The 15982-nt window shown below is 64.2% G+C and carries 15 protein-coding genes; 7 read left to right on the forward strand and 8 right to left on the reverse strand.

The genetic code is table 11. The features are described 5' to 3' along the window. The first annotated feature begins 76 nt into the window (after window positions 1–76). The gene (gene rirA / locus FJ943_RS19090; protein ID WP_015317488.1) at window positions 77–541 is read left to right on the forward strand and encodes an iron-responsive transcriptional regulator RirA; all 465 of its coding nucleotides are present in this window, start codon (window positions 77–79) and stop codon (window positions 539–541) included. 32 nt (window positions 542–573) lie between these two features. On the opposite strand, the gene FJ943_RS19095 is transcribed toward rirA, so the two are convergent. From FJ943_RS19095 to hemP, 5 genes are read right to left on the reverse strand one after another with little or no spacing between them, the layout of a single operon-like run. Next, window positions 574–1365, reverse strand: coding sequence for a heme ABC transporter ATP-binding protein (locus FJ943_RS19095; protein ID WP_140723815.1), 792 nt, complete (start codon window positions 1363–1365; stop codon window positions 574–576). Window positions 1366–1372: 7 nt separating this feature from the next. Continuing rightward, window positions 1373–2473 (reverse strand): iron ABC transporter permease, encoded by a 1101-nt coding sequence (locus tag FJ943_RS19100; RefSeq protein ID WP_015317486.1) that lies wholly within the window; start codon window positions 2471–2473, stop codon window positions 1373–1375. Between the two features lie 5 nt (window positions 2474–2478). After that, the gene (locus tag FJ943_RS19105) at window positions 2479–3387 is read right to left on the reverse strand and encodes a hemin ABC transporter substrate-binding protein (RefSeq protein WP_140723818.1); all 909 of its coding nucleotides are present in this window, start codon (window positions 3385–3387) and stop codon (window positions 2479–2481) included. 10 nt (window positions 3388–3397) lie between these two features. Continuing rightward, a complete protein-coding gene (locus FJ943_RS19110) occupies window positions 3398–4459 on the reverse strand; it encodes a hemin-degrading factor (RefSeq protein WP_140723821.1) in 1062 nt (353 codons plus the stop codon). A gap of 23 nt (window positions 4460–4482) precedes the next feature. Beyond that, window positions 4483–4689 carry a hemin uptake protein HemP gene (gene hemP, locus FJ943_RS19115; RefSeq protein WP_015317483.1) on the reverse strand — a complete coding sequence of 69 codons (207 nt, stop codon included), beginning with the start codon at window positions 4687–4689 and terminating at the stop codon, window positions 4483–4485. A 198-nt stretch (window positions 4690–4887) separates the two neighbouring features. Between hemP and FJ943_RS19120 the strand changes: the two genes are divergently transcribed. Genes FJ943_RS19120 through FJ943_RS19135 form a run of 4 tightly spaced genes read left to right on the forward strand, consistent with a single transcriptional unit; the run spans window position 4888 to window position 9011 of the window. Continuing rightward, the gene (locus FJ943_RS19120) at window positions 4888–7065 is read left to right on the forward strand and encodes a TonB-dependent hemoglobin/transferrin/lactoferrin family receptor (protein ID WP_140723824.1); all 2178 of its coding nucleotides are present in this window, start codon (window positions 4888–4890) and stop codon (window positions 7063–7065) included. Window positions 7066–7067: 2 nt separating this feature from the next. Next, entirely contained in the window at window positions 7068–7505 is a 438-nt protein-coding gene (locus tag FJ943_RS19125) for a hypothetical protein (RefSeq protein WP_140723827.1), read from the forward strand. A 24-nt stretch (window positions 7506–7529) separates the two neighbouring features. Continuing rightward, the gene (locus FJ943_RS19130) at window positions 7530–8639 is read left to right on the forward strand and encodes a TonB family protein (protein WP_348642093.1); all 1110 of its coding nucleotides are present in this window, start codon (window positions 7530–7532) and stop codon (window positions 8637–8639) included. A 57-nt stretch (window positions 8640–8696) separates the two neighbouring features. Then, the gene (locus tag FJ943_RS19135) at window positions 8697–9011 is read left to right on the forward strand and encodes an antibiotic biosynthesis monooxygenase (protein WP_015317479.1); all 315 of its coding nucleotides are present in this window, start codon (window positions 8697–8699) and stop codon (window positions 9009–9011) included. 8 nt (window positions 9012–9019) lie between these two features. On the opposite strand, the gene putA is transcribed toward FJ943_RS19135, so the two are convergent. Continuing rightward, on the reverse strand, window positions 9020–12628 hold the full coding sequence (gene putA, locus FJ943_RS19140) for a bifunctional proline dehydrogenase/L-glutamate gamma-semialdehyde dehydrogenase PutA (protein ID WP_140723830.1): 3609 nt from the start codon (window positions 12626–12628) through the stop codon (window positions 9020–9022). A 163-nt stretch (window positions 12629–12791) separates the two neighbouring features. Between putA and FJ943_RS19145 the strand changes: the two genes are divergently transcribed. Continuing rightward, window positions 12792–13244 (forward strand): Lrp/AsnC ligand binding domain-containing protein, encoded by a 453-nt coding sequence (locus tag FJ943_RS19145; RefSeq protein ID WP_015317477.1) that lies wholly within the window; start codon window positions 12792–12794, stop codon window positions 13242–13244. Between the two features lies 1 nt (window position 13245). Here the strand turns inward: FJ943_RS19145 and FJ943_RS19150 are convergent, their stop codons facing one another. Together FJ943_RS19150 and FJ943_RS19155 are read right to left on the reverse strand one after the other, a co-directional pair. Continuing rightward, window positions 13246–14445 (reverse strand): cytochrome c peroxidase, encoded by a 1200-nt coding sequence (locus FJ943_RS19150; RefSeq protein WP_140661082.1) that lies wholly within the window; start codon window positions 14443–14445, stop codon window positions 13246–13248. Window positions 14446–14452: 7 nt separating this feature from the next. Then, on the reverse strand, window positions 14453–14902 hold the full coding sequence (locus tag FJ943_RS19155) for a FixH family protein (protein WP_041163818.1): 450 nt from the start codon (window positions 14900–14902) through the stop codon (window positions 14453–14455). Between the two features lie 151 nt (window positions 14903–15053). Between FJ943_RS19155 and FJ943_RS19160 the strand changes: the two genes are divergently transcribed. Further along, window positions 15054–15977: a sugar kinase gene (locus FJ943_RS19160; RefSeq protein ID WP_140723832.1), complete on the forward strand. Its 924-nt coding sequence runs from the start codon at window positions 15054–15056 to the stop codon at window positions 15975–15977. The last annotated feature ends 5 nt before the right edge of the window (window positions 15978–15982 follow it).

Genomic DNA, 15982 nt, shown 5'->3' on the forward strand with positions numbered 1-15982 from the left:
ATTCCGGACGAGGGCCGCGCCAGCAAAGTTTAGAATCTGGCGTGGTTGCATCATATCAGCGCCGAGTGAGGACAAGATGCGGCTTACGCGCCAAACCAACTATGCCATGCGCATTCTGATGTATTGCGCCGCCAACAATGACCGGTTGAGCCGCATACCGGAGATCGCGGCCGCCTATTCGGTGTCGGAACTGTTCCTGTTCAAAATCCTGCAGCCTCTGGTCGAGAATGGCATGGTCGAGACTGTGCGCGGCCGGAACGGAGGGGTACGGCTCGGCCGTGCCGCCGAATCGATAAGCCTGTTCGACGTTGTGCGCGTGACCGAGGAAAGTTTTGCCATGGCGGAGTGCTTCGAGAACGATGCCGCCGAATGTCCCCTGGTCGACAGCTGCGCGCTGAACTCCGCATTGCGCGAAGCGCTCAACGCCTTCTTCGCCGTGCTTGCCCGTTACACGATCGCCGACCTCGTGGCGGCACGGCCGAATGTGCGCGCCCTGCTCGGCATCGACATGCTGATGGAGCGCCGCGCCCCGGCGGCCTGATCCCTGCCGCATCGTGCAGTGTCGGCTGAATATCAGCTGACCGACGATTGCGGGAGCACGAACGGCATGTTGCCGGCCGGCAGCACGCCGACCTTGAGCCGGCAATCGAACACCTTCTCGATCAGGTGGTCACTCAGCACGTCGCGGGGCGAGCCGCTGGCGGCCAGCCGGCCGCGATGCATCACGAAGATGCGGTCAGCGTACATGGCCGTCAGATTGAGGTCGTGCAGGATCGCTACCACGCCCCCGCCCCTTCTGGCGAAGTCGCGGGCGATGTTCATGATGATCAGCTGGTGCTTGATGTCGAGGCTGGACACCGGCTCGTCAAGGAACAGATAGCGCGGCTTGCCGTCGAGCACCGGTGCCCAGACCTGGCACAGCACGCGCGCAAGCTGGACACGCTGCTGCTCGCCACCGGAAAGTTCCTGGTAGAAGCGGCCGGCAAAGCCGTCGAGATCGACCCACGCCAGCGCCCGTTCCGGCAGGCGTCCGTCCTCGCCCGGCAGCACGCCCGAACAGCCACCGACCAGGCCAACCCTTACGACCTCCAGCACAGTGAAAGGAAACGACAGTGTCGTCGCCTGCGGCAACACAGCCCGCTGGACGGCGACCTCCACCGGCTTCATCGCTGCGAGGTCGCGGCCGTTGAGGACGACGCTCCCGGTATAGCCGAGGTCCCCCGACAATGCCCTCAGGAAGGTCGTCTTGCCCGAACCATTGGGGCCGACGATTGCCGCCACCTCGCCCGGCCGCGCATCGAAATCGACACCGGCAACAATTCTCTTGCCGGCGATATCGACCGAAACATCCCTCGCCTCAATCATTCCATCCTCACAAATCGATCACGCCGCGCCTGCGCAGCAATATCCACAGGAAGAACGGCGCGCCTGATATTGCGGTGACGATGCCGATCGGCAGCTCGGCCGGCGCCACGATGGTGCGGGCGACCGCATCGGCGAGCAGCAACAACGAGGCGCCGAGCAGCGCCGAGGCCGGCAGCAGGTAACGATTGTCGGGTCCGATCAGCAGTCGCAGCAGATGCGGCACGACGATGCCGACGAAGCCGATGCCGCCGCTGACGGCGACGGAGGCGCCGACCGCCGCCGAAACGCCGATGATGGCGGTGTATTTCAGCCGCTGCACCGGAATGCCGAGATGGCCGGCGGTCGCTTCGCCCAGCGCCAGCGCGTTAAGGCCGCGGGCCAGGAACGGCATCGCCGCCAGTGCCAGGACGATTATGGGTCCTACGGAAGCTATCTTGGCCCATGTCGCACCGCCGAGCGATCCCAGTGACCAGAAGGTCAGGTCGCGCAGCTGGCGATCGTCGGCCATGAATATGAGGATTCCGGTCAGCGCCATGGCAAGTGCCGCCAGGGCTATGCCCGCGAGCAGCATGGTGGCGACCGAGGTTTGCCCACGTCGCGTGGCGACCTGATAGAGCGCCAATGTGGTGACGAGACCGCCGACGAACGCCGCAAGCGGCAGCGCCAGCGTTCCGAGCAAGGCGGTCACCGGCGCCAGCACGGTCCCGCCAAGAACGATGATGACCACCGCGCCAAGGCTGGATCCTGCGGAAACGCCGATCAGACCGGGTTCGGCGAGCGGATTGCGGAACAGTCCTTGCATGACGGCGCCACAAACCGCGAGCGCCGCACCCACCAACATGCCGAGGATGACGCGTGGCATGCGGATGTCATGGACGATCAAGCTGTCGCGGGCGTTGAGCGCCGCATCGCCGGGGACGGAGCCAAAGAGCCAATCCCTGAAGACGGTCACGGCGGATGCATCCGATGCGCCGGATGTGAGCGAAAGCAAGATGGCGATCGCCAAGCCCAGGCACAGCAGAAGGATGACGGCACGGGCGCGGCCGGAACGATCCCCTTCGGATGCCCTAATCGGCTTCGCCGGACCTGCGATCGACTGGTCGGCCATGATGCTCAGTCCGTGACCTGTGCGCCATAAAGCGAAACGGCGAGATCATGGATCGCGTCGGCCGTGCGCGGCCCGAAGCCGAGTAGATAGGCGCCATCGATGCGGATCAGCTTGCGCGCCGTTCCGGCCGGCGTTGAGGCGATGGATGGATTGCCGAACACTTCGTCGTCCGAGACCGGCGGCCCGGCATTGCTCATCATCAGGATCACGTCCGGCCTTGCGGTGATGATCGCTTCGTCCGACATTTGCTTGTAGCCGGAAAAGCCTTCCACCGCATTGACCCCGCCCGCCAGCTTGACCATGCCGTCGGCCGCGGTTTCGCTGCCGGCCGCCAGGATCTTGCCACCCTGCGTCGAGAGAATGAACAGCACGCGCCTGCGCTCCTTGATCGAGGCTGTCCGCTTTTCGGCGGCTGTGAGTTTCGCATCGAGCGCCCTGGCCAGCACCTCGGCCTTGGCCTCGACCCCGATCGCCTTGCCGACAATGCGGACCTTCTGGAGGATGCCTTCGCGGTTGTACTGCTCGGGCACTTCTATGAACGGAATGCTCGTCTTCTTCAGCACGTCGACGGCTTCCTTGGGACCGCTGCCGTGCAATGCCAGTATGCCCGTCGGATTGACCGACAAGACGCCTTCCGGCGACAGCTGGCGCATGTAACCGACATCAGGCAGGTCGAGCGCGGCCTTTGGATAGAGGCTGGTGGAATCGCGCGCCACCAGATGCCTCTCCTCGCCCAGCGCATAGACGATCTCGGTGATGGAGCCGCCAATAGCGGCGATCTTCGAAGGATCGGCGAACACCGAAACGCCTTCGGTGGCGCCGGCTGGTTGCAGCGCGGCGAAAGCCATGGAAAGGCCGATTGCATAACCGACCCTCGATCCGCGCAGGGCGGACGGCCTCGAAACAAACCGCATCGCACTCTCCTCAGGCTGCCGTCGGGTTCGGAATGCGCGGCAGGTGCTCGGCCAGAAAACGCCAGTCCTCGCGCTCGCTTTCGCCTTCATGGCGCTTGCCGAAGAACTGGATGATCATGTCGCCATTGGCGGCATAGACCTCGAGCGATGTGACATGGCCGTCCTTGGTCGGCTTGCGCACCGCCCAGACTTCATGGATGTGGTCGGTGCGCAGGTGCAGGTGGAAGGTCTCGTCGAGCACGTTGATCCACGGCCCCATGGGCTTGATCGATTTGATCGGCCCGGAGTGGATCTGGATGCAGCCGCGGTTGCCCACGAAGCACATGATCGGCATCTCGCTTTCGGCGGCGTGATGGAACATGGCGCGCACCGCGTCATTGTCGAGCAGCCAGGCGTAGTCCTGGCCAACCATGCGCACTGCCTGGCGGCGGCTGAGCTTCAGCGTCTTCAGCATGCCGAAGAACTGGTGCACGTCCGTCAGCCGGCTCCAGCGATCACGCAGGTCGTCCAGGCTCGCCGTCGATGCCCCGGCCTCGCTTTCCTCATCGAGAACCGTCCCTGAAATGTCGATCGTCGGCTCCTGGTTCGGCGATTCCAGCGAGGCGACCAGTTTCTGGTAGGCATGGAGGCTGGAGGCCGGGCGCAGATGCACCTTGTGCACCGCGTCGCCGGCCGCATCGAAGAACTGCAGGCTGCGGCGGATGTCGTCGCCGTCGCGCTTCTCCACGGCAAAGCCATGCGCCCAGATTTTCGGAAAAATGCGCAGGTCGATGTTCTCGCCGAGCACCATGGCATTGTGATTGCCGGTGACGACCTTGTCATAGACGCCGATCTTCTCGTGCACGGCGCTTTCGTTGCGGGTCAGCGCCATCACCTCGCCAACGGCCTCGAGACCGGTCAGAAGGTCGTTGACGCACGGTTCGACGCGGACGACGCCGTCGCCGCAATGCGCGGCCACCAGCTCGGCCTCCGAAATGCCGAGCTGGGCGGCGAGGTCACGCTCGCGCGCTTTCGGATTGTCGGTCCGGGCCCGCCGGATTTCATGCGGAGCGGGTTTTACGCGCTGGTCCATGTCTTTACCCCTGATGCCTTGCCTTACTTGTTGAGAATGAGCTTGCCCTGGCGGGTGATCTTCAGCCGGTAGAGCGCGCCATGATGCTCGATTCCGATTTCGTGCTCGCCCTGGAACAGCGTGTTGCTGGACAGCGTCCGCACCGCCAGCGAGACCCGATCGAAACGGGTGGAGGTATCGTCGGAACGGCGGACGCGATAGCGAAACTCGTTGGGATTGTGCGTGTTCATCTGGGTCGATTCCTTTCCTGTGCCGGGCATCTGGCTAGGCATTGCGAATTGCCGATTCATTTCTTGACTTGAATAATCATGTTTACTAGTCAGTGCAATACCGGACTAAATGAGTCAACATTTAAGATGCCGGATACGATCAAAATGCCAGCAAGCCCCGGGCCAGCCAGCATGGAACCTGGGATCTGGAGTTGGGGCATGGGGTTGATAAGTTGGGAACGGCGCCGTCGGTCGGCGGCGAACGGTGCGGCGGCTTTGCTCGCAAGCGTGGCGGCGATCGCTCTATCCGCGCCATCGGCGCAAGCGCAACAGGCGAGCGCGCCGACTGATCAATCGAAAGGGACTGACCAGCAAAAGGCACCCCCCGGGGGCGCTACGCTGCTCGACAGGATCCTGGTGCTCAGCCGCACCGGCGAAACGGCAATACAGTCGCTGGCCTCGGCCAGCCATGTCGACCAGGAACAGCTCGATCGCCGCATGGCGACAACGCCGAACGAGATGCTTTTCGGTGTGCCTGGCGTCGCTGCGCAGGCCGACGCCAGGCGCGTCAGCACCAGCATCAACATCCGCGGCCTGCAGGATTTCGGCCGCGTCGCGGTGATCGTCGATGGCGCGCGCCAGAATTTCCAGCGTTCCGACCACGGCACCCAGTCGACCTTCTATATCGATCCCGAGCTCGTCAAATCCGTCGACGTGATCCGTGGTCCTGTCGCCAACACCTATGGCTCGGGCGCCATTGGCGGCGTCGTCTTCTTCGACACCAAGGATGCGGTCGATTTCCTCAAGCCCGACGAGACGTGGGCCGGTTCCGTCACCGGACACTACGAGAGCAACGGCAAGGGCTGGACCACGAGCGCCACCGGTGCCTATCGCATCAATGAGAACTGGGACGTGTTGGGCAACATCGTTTACCGCGACTACGACAACTACAAGGACGGCGACGGCGACACGGTCAACGGCACCGGCTTCGACGTGCTGAGCGGCCTGCTCAAGACGACGATCCGGCCAACCGAGAACAGTGAGCTCAAGCTCGGCTGGGTCGGTTCGAGCGACGGCTGGAACGAGACCAGCGGCGGCCTGCCGGTCAACGATGTCGACCTGAAGTCGAACACCTTCACGGCCCGCTACAACATCACGGACGAAGACAAGAGCTGGCTCGATCTCCACATCAACACGTCCTACAACAAGACCAATCTCGACCTGACCAGTCTCGCGCCGCAGAACCGCTTCGATCCGGTGACCGGTCTTCCCGTGGTGCTGCCGGCAGGATCACTGTCGACATTCGATGTCGGCACGACCGGCATCGATATCTGGAACACGTCACGGTTCGAAACGAACGGCATCGCGCATGAACTGACCTATGGCGGCGATTGGGTCGGCGACAACGTCAAGACGGGTGGCGCGGCCGGGGGCGACAGTTTCTACACGCCGTCGGGCAAGCGCAACGTGTCCGGCGCCTACGTCCAGGACAAGCTCACCTGGGACTGGCTCGAAGTCGTCGCTGGCCTGCGCTACGACAGCTACAGCCTGAAGGATGACATGCATGATATTTCCGGCGACAGGCTATCCCCGCGCGTCACCGTCGGTGTCTCGCCGTTCGAGAGTGCCGGGCTTGCCGGCCTGCAATTCTACGGCACTTATGCGGAAGGCTACCGCTCGCCCTCGATCACGGAAACGCTGATCAGCGGCAATCATCCCGCCGGCGTCAGCTTCCCGTTCCTGCCCAATCCAAATCTGCGGCCTGAAACCGGCAAGACGACCGAGTTCGGCGTCAACTACAAGCAGAACGACATCTTCGAGCCGGGCGACGCCTTGCGCCTGAAAGCAGCCTATTTCAACAACGATGTCGACGACTATATCGACGGCGTAACGCTGTCGCCGTTCGCTCCAGGCAGTGGCTGCCCCTTTGGCCCCGGAATCCCGATCTGCTTCCAGTATCAAAATTTCGCCAAGGCCAAGATCAACGGCTTCGAGCTGGAGGGCGTCTATGACGCGGCATGGGGCTATGCCGGCCTCTCGGCCTCGATCACGGATGGCCACACCATTTCCTACAAGGGTGTGGAAGCCGACCTCGCCACTATCCCCTCCTCTCAGGTCACCGCTCAGCTTGGCCTGCGTTTCCTCGAGGACAAGCTGACCGTCGGCGGTGAGGTGCAGTATAACGGCAAGCCTAAGGGCAATGCCGTCGCGACGGACTACACGCTGATCAATGCTTTCGCCAGCTATCAGGCGACCGACAATCTGAAAGTCGATTTCCGCGCCGACAATCTGTTCGACGTCAAATACGCCAATCCGCTGAACGGCAGCACCACGGTTGCGGTCTACGAACCCGGTATCACGCTGAAGCTAGCGGCAACCATGCGCTTTGGAGGCTGACCATGACGCCCTTGACGGCATCCCTTCGTCTGCTGACCTCGACGCTGGCGATGTCGCTGACGACAATTCCGGCGTGGGCTGAGCAGTCCGCGCCGGTCCTGACCCTCGAACTCAATGCCGCGCAACCTTCCGACAAGGGCTGCCGGCTGACCTTCCTGATCAGCAACAATCTCGGCGCCGACCTGACCAAGGCGGCGTTCGAGATCGCTCTGTTCAACAAGGCCGGCATCGTCGACCGGCTGACCGTGCTCGACTTCAAGGACCTGCCGCACGGCAAGACCAAGGTGACACGCTTTGACCTGGCCGGCACCGACTGCACCAAGGTCAGCCGCGTGCTGGTCAACAGCGGAACGGATTGCGCTGGCACGGGCGTCGAACCAACTGCCTGCATGCGCAAGCTGAAGACGGACACCAGGACCGGCATCGCTTTCGGCGTCTGAAGTGGGACTGCATAAGAAAAGACCGTGGCAGGGCCGCTGGCCGGCTTCGATTGCTTACCGGTTGAGGCAGCCGATCTTGATTTGACAAGTCTGCGCGTATCGCTGCAATTTCGCGCCCGCGACATGCAGGAAATCAATCCACTCCCCGACGCTGGCAGCGAGTTGGCAATAGCGCCGGCAGAGCGACTTGCCCAGGCACGACCGCAAGCCAGCAACGGCAAGTGGCAGGCTGCGATCGCCATCTCCTGCCTGCTCCATGCCGGCGTGGCGGCGGCTTTTCTGATCTCGTCCGCCGGCAAGTTCGATTCCAGGGAGGCAGAGCAGTCGGAAGGCGGCGATCACAAAGGTGACAAGGTCGCCGGCAGTGCATTGGACAAGGACCCGGCGGCAATGAATGTCACGCTGGTGCCGCCCCCGCCGACGGCCAAGCCTCATCCGGCAAAGGCGGCCAGACCGGCGCCGACCGCACCTTCACAGCCCGCGCAGGAACCGGTGACACACGCTCCCGAGCCTGCCCGTGACGCCGCGAAGCAGGCTTCGGAGCCCTCGGCGGAACCGGTCAAACAGCCCGTGGCCACGCCGGACATACTGGTGGCGGCAACCCCGCGCCCGGATGACCAGAGCGTGGCTGCCAGGACAGAAACGCCGGCACAGCCGAACGCCCAGGCCGGAACCACCGAAATTCCTGTCACCGTTCCGGACCAACCGCCGATCCCCGTTGCAAGGCCAACTCCGGCGGCTGCCCCTGCCACTGCTGGAGCAGCGAATGAACGGAGCGGCACGGCCGATGGCCAGGACCGGCTGGCGGAAGCGGCCAGCAAGGGCAAAAGGCAAAAAGACCAAGGCAGCACTGCTGAAGACAGCTACCGCGGCAACGTCTTTCGAAAACTCGGCAGCGTCAATCGTACTCTCCCGCCTTCGCTGCAACTGGCCGCGCGTAACAATGCGGTTGTGGCATTCGCCATAGGCAGGAAGGGCGACATAGACCAGTTGCGCATTCTGGAAAGCTCAGGATCGCCGACTTTCGACGAGGCCGCGCTTGGCATCGTGCGCAAGGCCGCTCCCTTCCCTCCAATTCCGTCACAGGCATCGAACCCGAGCTTGGAGTTCGAGGTCGGCATCGGCCCGTTTTGACTAGGCCCGGGACAAACGTTGCGGCGCAACCATCAACATCCGCGTGAAAGGGACCCCATGTACATCGCCATGAACCGCTTCAAGGTCCAGACCGGCTCGGAGGGCAACTTCGAAGCCATGTGGAAGAACCGCGACTCCAGCCTGGCCGAGATGAAGGGTTTTCGCGAATTTCACCTGCTGCGCGGCCCGGTCAACGAGACCGAGGGCTACACGCTGTTCGCGTCGCACACGGCGTGGGCAAGTCACGATGATTTCGTCGCCTGGACCAAGTCGGAGAACTTCCGCGCCGCCCACCGGAATGTCGGCACGACGAAAGTCCACTATCTCGGCCACCCGCAATTCGAGGGCTTTTCCGTCGTCGAGGGCGCGTAGATGCCGACCTATGCGGCGGCCAAGAGGCTGGCATTGCCACCCGCGGCGGTCGTGTCGACGCAGACCGCCCGCTCATGCGCATAAGCCGCCGGATAAAGCACCTCGCTGACCAGCGGGACGATCGGCCCGCTGCGCTCGGCGATGACCTTGCGCACGATGCGCGCCGCCTCGGGCGTGCCTGAAAAAGCAACCACATCGACGCGCAGCGAGCGCGCCTCGACAGGATCGGGGCGGCCGTCGATGGCCGCCAGCGGCAGGCCTTTGCCGGTCAATGCCGAGAGCGCCGCCGGTGCACCCGGCGCAACAGCCAGCACCGCATTGCCGGCGGCGAGCGCCTGGATGGTCTGCGCCAGCAGCGTGTCGCCGTCCGGCCCCAAGCACAGCACCCGGCCGCGCGGCGACAGCGACAGCGTGTTGGCCTCGCCGGTCGGCCCGGGCAGATCGACCTGGCCGAAATCAATGCTGGCGGCGGCACCGATCGCGGCCGCGCCCTTGCCGCGAAGATGCTTCCTGAGGATGGCGACCCGGTCCGGCCGCGTCGACCAGCCGCCGAGAGGGGGATCGGGCAGATTGTCGGCCAGTTCGGTCGCCGTCACCTTATGGCCTTCGCCGACTTCCGTGCCCGCTTCAGGCCCTTTGCGGAAACGCCTGAGATAGTGCGGCCCGCCGGCCTTTGGCCCGGTGCCGGACAGGCCCTCGCCCCCAAATGGCTGCGAACCGACGACAGCGCCGATCTGGTTGCGGTTGACATAGATGTTGCCGGCATGGATGCCGTCGACGAAATGCTGCACCCGGCCTTCGATGCGGGTGTGCAGGCCGAAGGTCAGGCCGTAGCCCTTGCGGTTGATGGCGGCGATGACGCTGTCGATCTGGTCGGCGTCGAAGGTCGCGACGTGCAGCACCGGACCGAACACTTCGCGCTCCATCTCCTCGATGCCCTTGACCCGGAAGACATGCGGCGCGACGAAGCGGCCATCCTTGGGCGCCTCAAGTTTAGCGATCAGCCGGCCCTGCAGGCCCATCGTCGTGCAATAATCGCGGATCGAACTTTGCGCGTCATCGTCGATCACCGGACCGACATCGGTCGAAATCCGCCAGGGATCGCCGACATTGAGCGCCTCCATGGCGCCTTTCAGCATCTCCAGCATCTTCTTCTCGACGTCTTTCTGGACATAGAGCACGCGCAACGCCGAGCAGCGCTGGCCGGCACTCTGGAAGGCCGACGCGAGGATGTCACGCACCGCCTGCTCAGGAAGTGCCGTGGAATCGACGATCATGGCATTGAGGCCGCCGGTCTCGGCGATCAGCATGGCGTCCGGCGCCGCGGTCTCGGCCAATTGCTTTTCGATCAGCTTGGCGACCTCGGTCGAGCCGGTGAAGCAGACGCCGGCAATACGCGGGTCCGCTGTCAGCGGACCACCGACCGACGGGCCGTCCCCGGGCAGGAGTTGGATGACGTCTTCCGGCACGCCGGCCTCGCGCAGCATCTCGACGGCGCGGAAGGCGATCAGCGGGGTCTGCTCGGCTGGCTTGGCGATCACTGAATTGCCAGTGACAAGTGCTGCCGCGATCTGGCCGGTGAAGATGGCGAGCGGGAAATTCCACGGCGAGATGCAGACGATGGCGCCGCGCGCTTGCGTGCCCGTTTCGGCGTTCGCCGCCTCGGTGGCGTAATAGCGCAGGAAGTCGACCGCCTCGCGCACTTCGGCGACGCCGTCGGCCAGCGATTTGCCGGCCTCGCGCGTGGCGAGCGCGAAGAACTCGACGGCATTGGCCTCGTAAAGATCGGCGGCACGGTTGAGGATAGCGGCACGCTCGGCGACCGGGCGTTTTGCCCACGCCGGCTGCGCCTCGACAGCGATGCGCACGGCGGTTGCGACCTGCTTGGCGGCGGCCTCGTGAACCGTGCCGACCACCTCGGAAGGCTTTGCCGGATTGAGGATCGGGCGCTGCTTGCCGTAGCCGGCGGCGCGCGTGATCGGCTTGGCGTGCCAGCGATCGGGACCCGCAAATGCCGCTCTGGCCTGCTCGATCGCCGCCAGCGTCACCGTGTCGGTGATGTCGAATCCCTTCGAGTTGCGGCGCCCGATCCCAAAGATCTGGGAAGGCCGGGCAATCGCCGGATTGGCGGCGGGACCCTGGCTTTCAACCGTTTCCAGCGGATCGCGTGCGATATCCTCCGGCTCGACCTCCTCGTCGGTCAATTGGTGCACGAAGGAGGAGTTGGCGCCGTTTTCCAGGAGCCGGCGGACCAGATAGGCCAGCAGGTCCGAATGCGCGCCGACCGGCGCATAGATACGGCAACGCGTGCCTTCGGCCTTGCGCACCGTTTCGTGCAAAGCCTCGCCCATGCCATGCAGGCGCTGGAATTCGAAGGTGTCGCGACTGTCAGCCATCGACAGGATGGCGGCGACGGTGTGCGCGTTATGGGTGGCGAACTGCGGATAGATGCGGTCGGTCATGCCAAGCAGCTTTTTCGCGCAAGCCATGTAGGAGACGTCGGTGTTGGCCTTGCGCGTGAACACGGGATAACCGGCAAGCCCGAGTGTCTGCGCCCGCTTGATCTCCGTGTCCCAATAGGCACCCTTGACCAGCCGGACCATGATGTTGCGATTATGCTTGTTGGCCAGGGCATAGAGCCAATCGATGGTGAAAGCCGCGCGCGGACCATAGGCCTGCACGACGACGCCAAAGCCGTTCCAGCCGGCGAGTTCCGGCTCGGCCAGCACCCGCTCGATCACGTCGAGCGACAGGTCGAGACGATCCGCCTCCTCGGCGTCGATGTTGAGCCCCATCCGCGAATGCCGTGCGGCCAGGGCCAGCGACAACAGCCGCTCGGCCATCACAGGCAGCATCTCTTCCTTTTGCGCTTCTTCGTAGCGGGGATGCAGTGCCGAAAGCTTGACGGAGATGCCATGGTTCTGGCGGATATCTGGCCCGTTCGAGCCAGCATCGAGCGAGGAGATGGCGTCGGCATAGGCCTTGTGATAGCGCAGCGCGTCCGCCTCGGTGCGGGCCGCCTCGCCCAGCATGTCGAAGGAGTAGAGGTAACCCTTCTGCGTCATTGGCCGGCCGCGCTTGACGGCTTCCGCGATCGTGCGGCCAAGCACGAACTGCTCGCCCATCTCGCGCATGGCTGCGGCCACTGCCTTGCGGATGACCGGTTCGCCCAGCCGGCGCACCATCGAGCGCAGCGTGCCTTCGATACCGCCCTCACCTTCATCGAGCACGCGGCCGGTTAGCATCAGCGCCCAGGTCGAGGCGTTGACGAAGATCGAACTCGAACCGCCCGAATGCGCCGACCAGTCGTGCGGCGCGATCTTGTCGGCGATGAGATCGTCCATCGTCTCTGTGTCGGGTACGCGCAGCAGCGCCTCGGCCAGGCACATCAGCGCCACGCCTTCCTTGGTGGAGAGGCCGTAGGCCGAGAGGAAGACTTCCATCAGCCGGGGATCGGACGAACCGCGCACCGCCCGCACCAGGTCGGCCGCACGCGCCGAGATCGCCTTACGGTCTCCGGCCGAAAGCCCGGCCGCCTCGGCTAATCGCTTAACCGCTGCGTCTTCGTCGGGCAAATAATTGGCGCGGATCTGCTGGCGGATGGCGTCGAGCGGCATGGCGGTCCTATGAGCAAGCACAAGGGAACGGGCCGGCGGTCACCGGACCGAATGGCGCAAGCTAGCACAAGTGCCAGATTTCAGGCGGTCTGAAAAAATCGACAGGGCAGCTCGATTGATCTATCATGTTGCCGAAAAATTGCTCATTCGGGCTGCAGTTTCGATGACAGAAGATCAATTGGACCGCATCGACAGGAACATCCTGTCGGCACTGGCCGGCAATGGCCGGCTTTCCATGTCGGAACTGGCGGTCAAGGTCGGCCTGTCGAAGACACCGGTGCAGGCGCGGGTGAAGCGGCTGGAGAAGGACGGCTATATCAGGGGATACCAGGCGATCATCGACCGCGAACGCATGGGCGAAGGCCATGTCGCCTTCGTGCAGGTGAAATTATCGGACACCCGATCCGCCGCGCTCGATGCCTTCAACCGCTCCGTACAAGCCGTGCCGGAAATCGAGCAGTGCCACATGATGGCGTCGAGCTTCGACTATCTCCTTAAGGTCCGCACGAAGGACATCGCCGCCTATCGCCGCGTGCTCGGTGAGCGCATCTCCGCCCTGCCCCACGTCGCCCAGACCTCGACCTTCGTGGCGATGGAGACGGTCAAGGACAGGTAACCTATTCCGATAGCGTCTTCAGGAACGCCACCAGTGCGGCGCGCTCGCGGTCCGAGAGCTCCAGCGGGTGAATTTCAGAACTGCCCTCGACGCTTGGCGCAGCCTTGGCATAGTGAGCGACGACCTCGTCGAGCGATGAAAACTGCCCGGCGTGCATGTAAGGCGGCCGCGTCGCCGCACCGCGCAGCGACGGCGTCTTGTAGGCGCGCACAAGTTCCGGCGCATCCTTGACCATGAAGCGCAGCTCGCCGCAGGCACTGGCCTCGCCATCGCGATAGGCTCCGAAGCAGTTGAACGGGTCGGCCTCGACCTGGGCCACCGCATCGACGCGCCCACGATCCGCCGGCAGGCCGGCAGCAGGCGGTACACCCGTGTTGTGAAAACCGTTGTCGCTGAAGCGCGGGCCGTTGTGGCAGCTCACGCAATTGGCCTTGCCGACGAACAGTTTCAACCCAAGGATTTCCTCCGTGGAAAAGACGGCATCGCCTTTCGGCTCGGCGCCTGTCGCAAGGTCCAGCGCAAAGCGGTCGAAGCGTGTCGGTGCCGGCTCGATCGAGCGTTCGAAAGCGGCGATCGCCTTGCCGATATTGGCATAGACGCCGTTGATTGCGTCGCGCTGCGCATCGCTCATCGCGTTCCAGGCGGTTTTTTCGGCATCGCTTCCAAGCGGGCTGGCATTTGGCGGAATGCTGGACAAATCAGGCAATGGCCCGAAGATGCGCTCATAGCGTTCGCCGAAACGCGCCTTCATGTAATGCGCGTAGGCAGCACGGTTTCCCGCCTGTTCCAACGGGTTTTCGAGCGGTGTCAGCGCCTGCGCCCACAGGCTGTCGCGCCGTCCATCCCAGAAGAACCAGGGGTCGCGCGCCACGCCGGCCAGCGGCATGGTGCGCCGGTTGGTGTGGCCGACTCCGACCGCCTGCGGCAGGTCGTCCTGGAACTGCCGGTCGATCTTGTGGCAGGTCGAGCAGGACACCGTACCGTCGCGGCTCATCCCGACGTCGAAGAACAGCGTCGAGCCGAGCGCCGCCGCGGCCGGCTCATCGGCGAAGCGGTTGGTGGTATCAGGCTTCAGCGCCGGCAGCGTATTCAGCGCGAGCGATGCAATCGTCTTCTTCTCGGCATCGGAAAAATCCGGCTTGCCGCAACCGGCAAGGATGGCTGCCACCGTCAGTGCCAAAAAGCAGAAAAAGCGCCTCATCGACCGCTCACAGCACCACGTTGAACAGCACAGTGTCGGAGCCCGCGCCGGACGATATGGCGAAACGCAGTTGCCACCAGCCGCTCATGGTGAATTTCACCCCTTCGATGCGGTAGCGTCCCTCGCCTAGATAGTCGGTCGCCTGCGGGCTGGTCGGCAGACCGTGATTGTGTTGCGGCATGCCGCCGGAGATGGCAATCGCGGCTCGCTCCACCGAGGCCCCCGTCTTTGTCTTCAGCGTCAGCAGCCAGGATTCCAGTTCGCCCTGCCGCACGACCCCTCGTTCCGGCACGAAACTCGCTACGTACAGCCCGTTGTCGGTTTTTTTCGTCCGCGAGACATCCGGGCCGGCGGGCTGCGCCGAATGCGGCGCGGTCAGATAAACGGCCGCGAGAACGCCGACCAGCAAAGCAGCCAGACCAAGACCTGCCAGGAGATAACGCCATAACGATGCCAAACCGGTTCCTCTTTCGCAGATAACGTCCTGCCGGGCGGATCGCATCCCGCCGGCCTGTGGGAAAACGCTGTGGCGGAAAAAAGCCTGCTTGCCAAGCATGGCGCTGCGTCCGGCAAAAAGCTACAGCACCGAAAGCACTGGAGGATTGCAGATGGCGGGAAACGGCGTCGCCTCGATCGGCGAATGCATGCTGGAACTGTCGGGCCAGACCGGGCCGAACTGGCGCATGGGCTTTGCCGGCGACACGTTCAACACGCTGTGGGCGCTGCATGCCCTAAGCGCTGACCGGCCGGCAACCTATGTCTCGGCCTTCGGCGACGACCCTTTCTCGCAGGGCCAGATCGACTTCTTAGCCGAAAACGGCATCGGCATCGGCTCCAGTCCGGTCATACCGGGCGCGCGCCCCGGCCTCTATGCCATCACGCTGACCGGCGCCGAGCGCTCCTTCACCTACTGGCGCGGCGACGCCGCCGCCAGGCAGCTCGCCTCGGACCCGGCGGCACTGGCGAAAAACCTGGAAAATCAGGCGCTTGTGTACTTCTCCGGAATCACTTTGGCAATTCTCGATGAGGCCGCGCGCCAGACGCTGCTGGCCGCAGTGGCAAAGGCGCGCGCGGCGGGCTCGCTGATTGCCTTCGATCCCAACTATCGGCCGCGGCTCTGGCGTAACCGCGAGGACGCGCAAGCAGCGATTGCCCGGGCGCTTGCGGTTACCGACATCGCGCTGCCGACGTTCCCGGACGAGCAGATGCTGTTCGGCGATGACACACCGCAGGCGACCGCCGAGCGCCTCGGGCAATTGGTCAAGGAGGTCGTGGTCAAGAACGGCGAGGCACCGGCGTTGATTGGCAAGGGTGGAGCGCTGCGGGAGGTCGCCGCAATCCACGTGCCTGCGCCCGTGGACACGACCGGTGCCGGCGATTCCTTCAACGGCGGCTATCTCGCCGCACGGCTTGGCGGGATTGCCCCGGCGGACGCTGTCCAGCGTGCGCACCGCGTCGCCGCCGCCGTCGTGCAGGTCCGCGGCGCATTGGCGCCGTTCGAGACGCTACGGGCGGCGTTCGGCCAGTCCTGAAAAAG

Origin of the sequence: Mesorhizobium sp. B2-3-10 (assembly GCF_006442275.1) — a bacterium.
Classification (GTDB): Bacteria; Pseudomonadota; Alphaproteobacteria; order Rhizobiales; family Rhizobiaceae; genus Mesorhizobium; species Mesorhizobium australicum.

Coding starts and splice junctions, on each gene's coding strand:
- FJ943_RS19110 (WP_140723821.1), bottom strand. CDS start 4,459: ATGGACCAGCGCGTAAAACCCGCTCCGCATGAAATCCGGCGGGCCCGG.
- FJ943_RS19145 (WP_015317477.1), top strand. CDS start 12,792: ATGACAGAAGATCAATTGGACCGCATCGACAGGAACATCCTGTCGGCA.
- FJ943_RS19095 (WP_140723815.1), bottom strand. CDS start 1,365: ATGATTGAGGCGAGGGATGTTTCGGTCGATATCGCCGGCAAGAGAATT.
- FJ943_RS19100 (WP_015317486.1), bottom strand. CDS start 2,473: ATGGCCGACCAGTCGATCGCAGGTCCGGCGAAGCCGATTAGGGCATCC.
- hemP (WP_015317483.1), bottom strand. CDS start 4,689: ATGAACACGCACAATCCCAACGAGTTTCGCTATCGCGTCCGCCGTTCC.
- FJ943_RS19150 (WP_140661082.1), bottom strand. CDS start 14,445: ATGAGGCGCTTTTTCTGCTTTTTGGCACTGACGGTGGCAGCCATCCTT.
- rirA (WP_015317488.1), top strand. CDS start 77: ATGCGGCTTACGCGCCAAACCAACTATGCCATGCGCATTCTGATGTAT.
- FJ943_RS19120 (WP_140723824.1), top strand. CDS start 4,888: ATGGGGTTGATAAGTTGGGAACGGCGCCGTCGGTCGGCGGCGAACGGT.
- FJ943_RS19105 (WP_140723818.1), bottom strand. CDS start 3,387: ATGCGGTTTGTTTCGAGGCCGTCCGCCCTGCGCGGATCGAGGGTCGGT.
- FJ943_RS19160 (WP_140723832.1), top strand. CDS start 15,054: ATGGCGGGAAACGGCGTCGCCTCGATCGGCGAATGCATGCTGGAACTG.
- FJ943_RS19125 (WP_140723827.1), top strand. CDS start 7,068: ATGACGCCCTTGACGGCATCCCTTCGTCTGCTGACCTCGACGCTGGCG.
- FJ943_RS19135 (WP_015317479.1), top strand. CDS start 8,697: ATGTACATCGCCATGAACCGCTTCAAGGTCCAGACCGGCTCGGAGGGC.
- putA (WP_140723830.1), bottom strand. CDS start 12,628: ATGCCGCTCGACGCCATCCGCCAGCAGATCCGCGCCAATTATTTGCCC.